We start from the raw sequence: 9862 nt of genomic DNA on the forward strand, positions 1-9862 counted from the left end.
GCCGCCAGATGCAGCGCCACCAGGGCGGCCGAGCACGCCGTGTCGATCGTGACGGCCGGGCCCTCCAGGCCGAGCGTGTAGGACACCCGCCCGGAGACGATGCTCGCCGCGTTGCCGGTGCCGAGGTGGCCGCCGACGTCCTCGCCGGAGGCGACGAGGAGAGGGGTGTAGTCGTTGCCGTTGGTGCCGGCGAAGACGCCGGTGCGCGAGCCGCGCAGGGTCGTCGGGTCGATCCCGGCCCGCTCGAACGTCTCCCACGCCAGCTCCAGCAGCAACCGCTGCTGCGGGTCCATCGCCAGCGCCTCACGCGGCGAGACGCCGAAGAAGGCGGGGTCGAACGCGGCCATGTCCCGCAGGAAGCCGCCTTCGGTGGCGGTGCAGGTGCCGGGGTGGTCGGGGTCGGGGTGGTAGAGGTTGTCGACGTCCCAGCCACGGTCGGCCGGGAACGGTGCGATGGCGTCGGTGCCGTCGGCGAGCAGCCGCCAGTAGTCCTCGGGCGTGTCGGCCCCGCCGGGGAAGCGGCAGCTCATCGCGGTGATGACGATCGGGTCGTCGGCGACGGAGACAGGGTCGGCGGCGGTCCGGGTGGCGGCCGGCAGGCGGTCGTCCGCGGAGTCCGTGCCGTCGGCTGCCGCTCCGAGTTCGCCGAGCAGCATCCGCGCCAGTTCGGCGCAGTTCGGGAAGTCGAAGACCAGCGTGGCCGGCAGCCGCATTCCGCTGATCTTGTTCATGCCGTTGCGGAGTTCGACGGCGCTGAGCGAGTCGAAGCCGAGGTCGCTGAAGGCGCGGGTCGGCTCGACCGCCTCGGGCCCGGGGTAGCCGAGCACGGTGGCCACATAGCCGCGGACGACGTCGAGGACGGCGTCCGCCCGTTCGTCGGCGGGGAGGCCGGCGAGGTGGCGGCGGAGCGCGGGCTGGTCGGCGCCGTCGCCGTCGCCGCCGAAGGAGTCGCCGGCGGTCGAACGGGAGGCGGTGGTGCCGGCCGGTGCGAGGACGCGCCGCGCGTCGGGCAGGTCGCGCAGGAGGGCGCTGGGCCGCGAGCCGGTGAAGGCGGGCGCGAACCGTTCCCAGCCGATGTCGGTCACGGCGACGTGGGTCTCGCCGTGGTCGAGTGCCTGCTGGAGTGCCTGGCAGGCCAGTTCGGGCCGCATGTCGTAGACGCCGTAGCGGCGCAGACGGTCACCGACCGCGCCGTCGCCCATGCCACCGTCGGCCCAGTGGCCCCAGGCGACGGCGGTGGCGGGCAGGCCGAGGGAGCGGCGCTGCTGGGCGAGGGCGTCGAGGAAGGCGTTGCCGGGGGCGTAGTTGCCGAGGCCGGGTCCGCTGATCGTGCCGGAGGTGGAGGAGAACAGGACGAAGGCGGACAGGTCGAGTCCGGCGGTCAGTTCGTGCAGGTTCACCGCGGCGGTGGCCTTGGTGCGCAGCACCGGGTGCATACGGCCGGGGTCGAGGGCGTCGATGACACCGTCGTCGAGGGAGCCGGCGATGTGCAGCACGGCGTCGAGCGGGTGTTCCTCGGGGATCGACCCGAGCAGCTCGCGCAGGGCGTCGCGGTCGGCGACGTCGCAGGCGGCGAGGGTGACGCGGCCGGCGCCGAGCGCGGTCAGCTCCGCCGCCAGTTCGCCGGCGCCGGGCGCGTCGGCGCCCCGGCGGCTGGTGAGCAGCAGGTGATCGGCGCCGCGGGAGGCGAGCCAGCGGGAGATGTGTCCGCCGACCGCGCCGGTGCCGCCGGTGATCAGGACGGTGCCGCGGGGGCGCCAGGTCTCGCCGGGCGGTGTGACGCCGTCGAGCGGGGCGCGCAGCAGGCGGCGGCCGTAGGTGCCGGAGGCGCGCAGGGCGGTCTGGTCCTCGCCGTCGGGCCGGGCGAGCAGGGCGCACAGCCGGTCGCCCGCCCGGCGGTCCAGGGTGGCGGGCAGGTCGATCAGGCCGCCCCAGCGGTCGGAGTGCTCCAGGGCGGCGACCCGGCCGAAGCCCCAGACGAGGGCCTGCGGTGCGCTCAGCACGGTCTCCGAGGCGGTGAGGGCGACGGCGCCCCGGGTGGCGCACCACAGGGGTGCGCTGATGCCGAGGTCGCCGAGGGCCTGGACGAGCGTGAGGGTGGCCGCGAGACCGGTGGGCACGGACGGGTGGTCGGGGTGCGGGGTCTCGTCCAGGGCGAGGAGCGAGAGCACTCCGCCGAGGTCGGCCGCCTCCAGGGCGGGTTCGGCGTCCGTGGCGGCGAGCGCGGCGGTCAGCAGGCCGGCCAGTCCCTCGCGGTCGGCGCCGGGTGCCGCGCCGTCGACGGTGACGGTCCGGACGGTGACGCCGTGGTCGGTCAGCGTCTGCCGGGTGGCGTCCGCCAGGGCGTGGCCGGCGGCGGGCACGACGAGGAGCCAGGTGCCGGACGGGGGCGCCGCGGCGGTGTCCTGGGTGAGCGGGGTCCAGCCGACGGTGTAGCGCCAGCTGTCGACGGTGGACTGCTCCTTGCTGCTGCGCCGCCAGGCGGACAGCGCGGGCAGCACCTCGCGCAGCGGGGTGTCGCCGCCGACGTCGAGGGTGGCGGTGAGGGAGGCGAGGTCCGCTTCCTCCACCGTCCGCCAGAAGCGGCTCTCCACCTCGTCGGACGCCTGTGCGCCGTCCTCGGCGGCGGGCTCCGCGTCCCGCAGTTCGGGCCAGAACCGCAGCCGCTGGAAGGCGTAGGTCGGCAGGTCGACGCGGCGGGCACCGGTGCCGGCGAAGACAGCGTGCCAGTCGACGGGGACGCCCTGGACGTGGGCTTCGGCGAGGGAGGTCAGGAAGCGGTCCAGGCCGCCCTGGTCGCGGCGGAGCGTGCCGAGCGCGACGGCGTCGGCGCCGGCGTCCTCGATGGTGTCCCGGAGACCGAAGGCGACGACGGGGTGCGGTCCGACCTCGATGAAGGCGCGGTGTCCGGCGCCGAGCAGGCCGCGGATCGCGTCCTCGAAGCGGACGGTCTCGCGCAGGTTGGTGTACCAGTAGGCGGCGTCCAGGACGGTGTCGTCGGCCAGCCAGTCGCCGGTCACCGAGGAGCGGAACGGGATCTCGGGGGGCGTCGGCCGCAGTGCGGCGAGCGTGTCGAGGACCTGCTCGCGGACGGGTTCGACGTGGCTGGAGTGGCTGCCGTAGTCCACGGCGACCTTGCGGGCCTGCACGCCGTCGCCGGTCAGCGCGGTGAACAGGTCGTCCAGGGCGTCGGCGGCGCCGGAGACGACGACCGAGCGGGGGCCGTTGACGGCGGCCACGGCGAGCCGGTCGCCGTACGGTTCGAGCCGGGGGCGGACCTCGTCGGCGGGGAGCGGGACGGACATCATGCCGCCGTCGCCCGCGATGGCGGTGATGGCCCTGCTGCGCAGGGCGGCGACGCGGGCGCCGTCCTCCAGGGACAGGGCACCGGCGACGACGGCCGCGGCGATCTCTCCCTGGCTGTGGCCGACGACGGCGGCGGGCTCGACGCCGTAGGAGCGCCAGAGGTGGGCGAGGGAGACCATGACGGCCCACAGGACGGGCTGGACGACGTCCACCCGGTCGAGGTCGGGGGCGTCGGGGCCGCCCCGCAGGGCTGCCGTCAGCGACCAGTCGACGTGGGGCGCGAGCGCCTGCTCGCACTCGGCGATGCGGCGGGCGAACTCGGGTGCGGTGTCGAGGAGCTCACGGCCCATGCCGGGCCACTGGGCGCCCTGGCCGGGGAAGACCAGCACGGGTCCGGTGCCGCGCCGGTCGACGCCGCGGACGACCTCGCTGACCATGCCGTCCTCGACGAGGTCGCGCAGCCCGCGGACCAGGCCCTCCTCGTCGGCGGCGAGCACGACCGCCCGCTGTTCGAAGGCGGTGCGGGTGATGGCCAGGGACAGACCCAGGTCGGCGAGGCCGACTCCGGGGTGTTCGCGCAGGTGGGCGAGGAGCCGGCCGGCCTGGGCGCGCAGTCCGTCGGTGGTGCGGGCGGCCAGCGGGACGGGGACGGGGACGGCGGCCGGGACGGTCGTGTCCTGCGGCGTCCCTGCCGTGTCGGGCTCCGTCACGTCGTCGGGGGCCTGCTCGATGATGACGTGCGCGTTGGTGCCGCTCATGCCGAACGAGGAGACGCCCGCGCGGCGCGGCCGGTCGGTCCGCGGCCACGGCACCGGGTCGTTGAGCAGCCGTACGGTACCCGCGGACCAGTCGACCTCGGAGGTCGGGGTGTCGGCGTGCAGGGTCGCCGGGAGCAGCCCGTTGCGCAGGGCCATGACCATCTTGATCACGCCGCCGACGCCGGCCGCGGCCTGGGAGTGGCCGATGTTGGACTTCAGCGAGCCCAGCCACAGGGGGCGGTCGTCGGCGCGGTCCTGGCCGTAGACGGCGATCAGCGCCTGGGCCTCGATCGGGTCGCCCAGCGTCGTGCCCGTGCCGTGCGCCTCCACGGCGTCGACGTCGGCCGGGGTGAGCCCGCCGCCGGCCAGCGCGGCACGGATGACGCGCTGCTGCGAGGGCCCGTTGGGCGCGGTCAGTCCGTTGGAGGCGCCGTCCTGGTTGAGGGCGCTGCCCTGGACGACGGCGAGGACGGGGTGCCCGAGGCGGCGGGCGTCGGACAGCCGTTCGAGCACGACCATGCCGACGCCTTCGGCCCAGCTCGCTCCGTCGGCGTCCGCGGAGAACGGCTTGCAGCGGCCGTCCTCGGCGAGCGCCCGCTGCCGGCTGAACTCGATGAGCGAGCCCGGCGTCGACATGACGGTCACACCGCCGGCCAGGGCGAGATCGCACTCGCCCTGCCGCAGCGACTGTACCGCGAGGTGGAGGGCCACCAGGGAGGAGGAGCAGGCGGTGTCGACGGACAGCGCGGGGCCCTCCAGCCCGAGGGCGTAGGCGATCCGGCCGGACAGGACGCTCGGCGAGTTGCCGGTGCCGATGTAGCCCTCGAAGCTCTCCTTGGCCGCGCCGAGGATGCCGATGTAGTCCTGGTAGGTGACACCGGCGAACACTCCGGTGAGGCTGCCGCGCCGGGACGCCGGGTCGATGCCCGCCCGCTCCAGCGCCTCCCACGACGTCTCCAGCAGCAGCCGCTGCTGGGGGTCCATCGCCAGCGCCTCGCGCGGGGAGATGCCGAAGAAGCCGGGGTCGAACTGGCTTGCGTTGTGCAGGAAGCCGCCCTCGCGGGCGTAGCAGGTGCCCGGGTGGTCCGGGTCCGGGTGGTAGAGCGCGGCGAGGTCCCAGCCCCGGTCGGCCGGGAGCGGCGAGATGCCGTCGCCGCGGTTGGCGACGAGGTCCCACAGTTCCTCGGGGCTGGTGATGCCGCCCGGGTAGCGGCAGGCCATGCCGACGACCACGATCGGATCGTCGTCGAGCCGGTTCCGCGCGGCCGCGGGCGCGGCCGTGTCCGGCCGGGTGCCGAAGAGTTCCTCGTCGAGGTGCGCGGCGAGCGCGAGCGGGGTCGGGTGGTCGAAGACCAGGGTGGCCGGCAGCAGGACGCCCAGGTCCGCGCTGAGCAGGTTGCGCAGTTCCACCGCGGTGACCGAGGCGAAACCGAGGTCCTTGAAGACGCGGGAGGGCTCCACCTCGTCGAGGTCGACGTAGTCGAGCACGGCGGCCACCTTGCGGCGCACCAGGTCGAGCAGCACGCGCCGGCGCTCGGCCGCGGACCGCCCGGCGAGCCGGTCCAGCAGGCTCGCTTCCCCGGCCTCGTCGCCGGAGTCGGCGGCGCGACGGCGTCCGGCCCGCGCCGGGGCGGCGGGACGTGCGCCCTCGGCGGTGTCGCCGGGGGCTTCGGCTTCGTGGCCGCGGTCATCCCCGGCAGCCGCGGGCGTACGGTCCCCGGCACCCGTCGTGTCCGTCCCGTCCACGGCGGTCGCGGTGACCGGGCCGGACGCGGCGGAGGCGGCGGGGGTGGCGGGGCGCAGGCGCAGCGACTCCACGGTGAGCACCGGCTGCCCGGAGGCGTCGGCGGCCCGGAGCGTCACCGCGTCCTCGCCGCACCGGGCCAGGTGGACGCGCAGGGAGGCGGCGCCGTCGGCGAGCAGGGACGCCCGCTGCCAGGCGAAGAGCAGGAGCCCCTCCCCCAGTCCTTCCGGCAGGCCGAGGCCGAGCGGATGCAGCGCCGCGTCGAGCAGGGCCGGGTGCAGCCCGAAGTTCCGCGCCTGTTCGCGGGTCTCCGCGTCGAGGGCGACCTCGGCGTACACGTCGTCGCCGTGCCGCCATACGGCGGTGAGGGCGCGGAACGCCGGGCCGTACTCCAGGCCGGCGTCGGCCGCCAGCTGCTCGTACAGGTCTCCGACGGCGACCGGCTCGGCTCCGGCCGGGGGCCAGACGGCGAAGTCGGCTTCCCGGCCCGCGTGGACGTCCCGCCGAGCGGCGGCGGAGCCGGCCGGCGCGAGCAGGCCGGCCGCGTGGCGGGTCCAGCCGGGGCCGTCGGACTCCGGGGCGTCGGATCGTGCGGCGTCGGGCCGCGAGTAGACGGCGAGGGCACGGGTGCCCCGGGCGTCCGGCTCCTCGACACGGACCTGGAGTTGGACCGCGCCGTGTTCGGGCACCGTCAGGGGCACCTCCAGGGCGAGTTCGCGCACCTCGTCGCAGCCGACCTGGTCGCCCGCGCGGATCGCGAGTTCCAGGAAGGCGGTGCTGGGCACCACGGCGGCCCCGGCGAGCCGGTGATGGGCCAGCCACGGGTGCGAGCGCAGCGACAGCCGTCCGGTCAGGACGACCGCGTCGCCGCCCGCGACCGGTACGGCGGCGGGGAGCAGGGGATGACCGGTGGCGGCGAGCCCCAGCGCGGAGGCGTCGCCCGTGGCGACCGGCACCTCCAGCCAGTAGCGCCGGCGCTGGAAGGCGTAGGTGGGCAGGGAGACGCGCCGCGCCCCGGACAGCGCCGGCAGGGCCTGCGTCCAGTCCACGTCGAGGCCCCGGGTGAACAGGGCGGAGACGGCGGTGAGCAGGGTGGGCGACTCGGGGCGGTCGTGCCGCAGCACGGGCACGTGCAGACCGTCCGTGGTGGGCAGGCAGGCCTGGGCCAGCGTGGTCAGGGTGCTGTCGGGGCCGAGTTCCACCCAGCGGGTGACGTTCAGGCCGGCGAGGGTGCCGACGCCGTCGGCGAAGCGGACGGCGTCGCGCACGTGCCGCACCCAGTACTCCGGGGAGGTGATCTCCTCGGCGGTGGCGGGGGCGCCGGTGACGTCGGAGACGAGAGGGATGAGCGGGGCCGCGTAGGTGACGCTCTCGGCGACGGCGCGGAAGCCGGCGAGCATGGGTTCCATCAGCGGGGAGTGGAAGGCGTGGCTGACCCGCAGCCGCCGGGTGCGCTTGCCGAGCGCCTCGGCGGCCGCCGCGATCTCGCTCACCGCGTCCTCGGTGCCGGAGACCACCACGGACAGCGGTCCGTTGACGGCGGCGATGCCGGCCTCGGCCTCCCGGCCCGCGAGCAGGGGCAGGACCTCGTCCTCCGACGCCTGGAGCGACACCATCGCCCCACCGGCCGGCAGTGCCTGCATCAGTCGGCCGCGAGCGACCACCAGACGGCACGCGTCGGCCAGGGACCACACCCCCGCCACGTGCGCGGCGGCCAGCTCACCGATGGAGTGCCCCAGCAGCACGTCCGGGCTTACACCCCACGACTCCAGCAGCCGGAACAGCGCCACTTCCAGCGCGAACAGCGCGGGCTGCGCGTACTCCGTACGGTTCAGTACGTCCGCCTCGTCACCGAAGGCCACCTCGCGCAACGGGCGCGGCAGTTCGGTGTCCAGGTGGGCGCAGACGGCGTCGAAGGCATCCGCGAACACCGGATACTCCTCGTACACCTCACGACCCATGCCCGGGCGTTGCGAGCCCTGGCCGGCGAACAGGAAGGCCGTACGGCCGTCCTGCAGCACGGAGCCGATGACGGAGCCGATGACGGCACCGTCGGAGCCGATGGCGCCACCGTCGGCCGGCTCGCCGTCCGCGACCGTACGCAGGGCGCGGAGCAGGTCCTCGCGGTCCGTGCCCCAGACCACGGCCCGGTGCTCGAACGCCTCACGGGAGCGGACGAGCGCGGCGGCCACCTCGACCGCCGTCGTCCCGGGACGGCCTGCGACATGGTCGGCCAGCCGAGACGCCTGGGCGCGCAGCGCGGTCCGGCTGCGGCCGGACACCAGCCAGGGCAGCAGGGCGCCGGAGGAGGACTCTGCGGAGGCCCCTGCCTCCGAGGGCTCCGAGAGCTCCACGACGGCCCGTTCCTCCAGGGCGAGTCGCTGCGGGTCGGGCTGTTCCAGGACGACGTGTGCGTTGGTGCCGGACACGCCGAACGCCGACACACCGGCTCGCCGCGGGCGTCCCTCGGTCCGCGGCCACTCGGTGTTCTCGGTGAGCAGCCGGACCTTGCCCGCCGACCAGTCGACGTGGCTCGACGGCCGGTCGGCGTGCAGGGTGCGCGGCAGCACGCCGTGGTTCATCGCCAGCACCGTCTTGATCACGCCGGCGACGCCGGCGGCGGCCTGGGTGTGGCCGATGTTGGACTTCAACGACCCGAGCCACAGCGGCTGTTCGCGGTCCTGGCCGTAGGCGGCGAGGAGTGCCTGCGCCTCGATCGGGTCGCCCAGCCTCGTGCCCGTGCCGTGCGCCTCCACGGCGTCGACGTCGGCGGGCCGCAGCCCGGCCCCGGCCAGCGCCTGGCGGATGACCCGCTGCTGGGCGGGCCCGTTGGGCGCGGTCAGGCCGTTGCTCGCGCCGTCCTGGTTGACGGCGGAACCGGCCACCACGGCCAGCACCTGGTGCCCGTTGCGCCGGGCGTCGGAGAGCCGCTCCACGACGAGCACGCCCACGCCCTCGGCCCAGCCGGTGCCGTCGGCGTCGTCGGAGAACGCCTTGCAGCGGCCGTCCGCCGCCAGCCCGCCCTGGGAGCTGAACTCGACGAACGCCCCGGGGTCGGCCAGCACGGTCACACCGCCGACCAGCGCCAGGTCGCACTCGGCGGAGCGCAGCGACTGCGCCGCCAGGTGCAGCGCCACCAGGGAGGACGAGCAGGCGGTGTCCACGGTCACGGCCGGGCCCTCGAAGCCGAAGGTGTACGCGACGCGGCCGGAGACCACGCTGCCCGCGACACCCGTCAACAGCTGACCCCCGAGCCCCTCGGGCACCTCGCGGAGTCCGGCGCCGTAGCCGGAGCTGCCGGCGCCGACGAACACGCCGGTACGGCTGCCGTGCAGCGAGCCGGGCCTGATGTCCGCGTGTTCGAGGGCTTCCCAGGACGTCTCCAGCAGCAACCGCTGCTGCGGGTCGACGGCGAGGGCCTCACGGGGCGAGATGCCGAAGAAGGACGGGTCGAACTGTCCGGCGTCGTAGAGGAATCCGCCCGCGCGGGTGTGGCTGCGGCTCGGGCCGCCGTCCGGGGAGGAGGCGTGCAGGGCGTCGAGGTCCCAGCCTCGGTCGGTGGGGAACGCGGAGATCGCGTCGGCGCCCTGGGTGACCAGCCGCCACAGGTCGTCCGGGCCCGCTACCTCGCCGGGCAGTCGGCAGGCCATGCCGACGATGACGACCGGGTCGTCCGTCGTGACGGTCAGGGCCGGGACGGGCGACAGCGCGTCGGTCGCGCGGTCGTCGGCGCCGTCGGCGAACAGTTCCGCTCGCAGGAGCCGTACCAGAGCCGCCGGCGTCGGATGGTCGAAGACGAGGGTGCTGGGCAGCTTCAGGCCGGTCTCGGCGGCGAGCCGGTTGCGCAGCTCGACAGCCGTGAGCGAGTCGAAGCCCAGGTCGCGGAAGGACCGTGTGGCCTCCACCGCGGCGGCGTCGGCGTGGCCGAGCACCGCGGCGACCCCGGCGAGGACCGATTCCAGCAGAGCGCGGTCGCGTTCGGCCGTCGGCAGTCCGGCGAGACGGTCGCGCAGCCCCGACCCGGCCGGTTCACCGGCGACGGGGTCGGAGGGGG

At 75.5% G+C, this 9862-nt stretch carries 1 protein-coding gene; it reads right to left on the bottom strand.

The window, feature by feature from the left end; all coding sequences use genetic code 11:
• The coding region (locus AQJ58_RS39315; RefSeq protein ID WP_159056403.1) for a type I polyketide synthase at window positions 1-9862 on the bottom strand (9862 nt) is incomplete at both ends.

Source organism: Streptomyces sp. DSM 15324 (assembly GCF_001514285.1).
GTDB lineage: Bacteria > Actinomycetota > Actinomycetes > Streptomycetales > Streptomycetaceae > Streptomyces.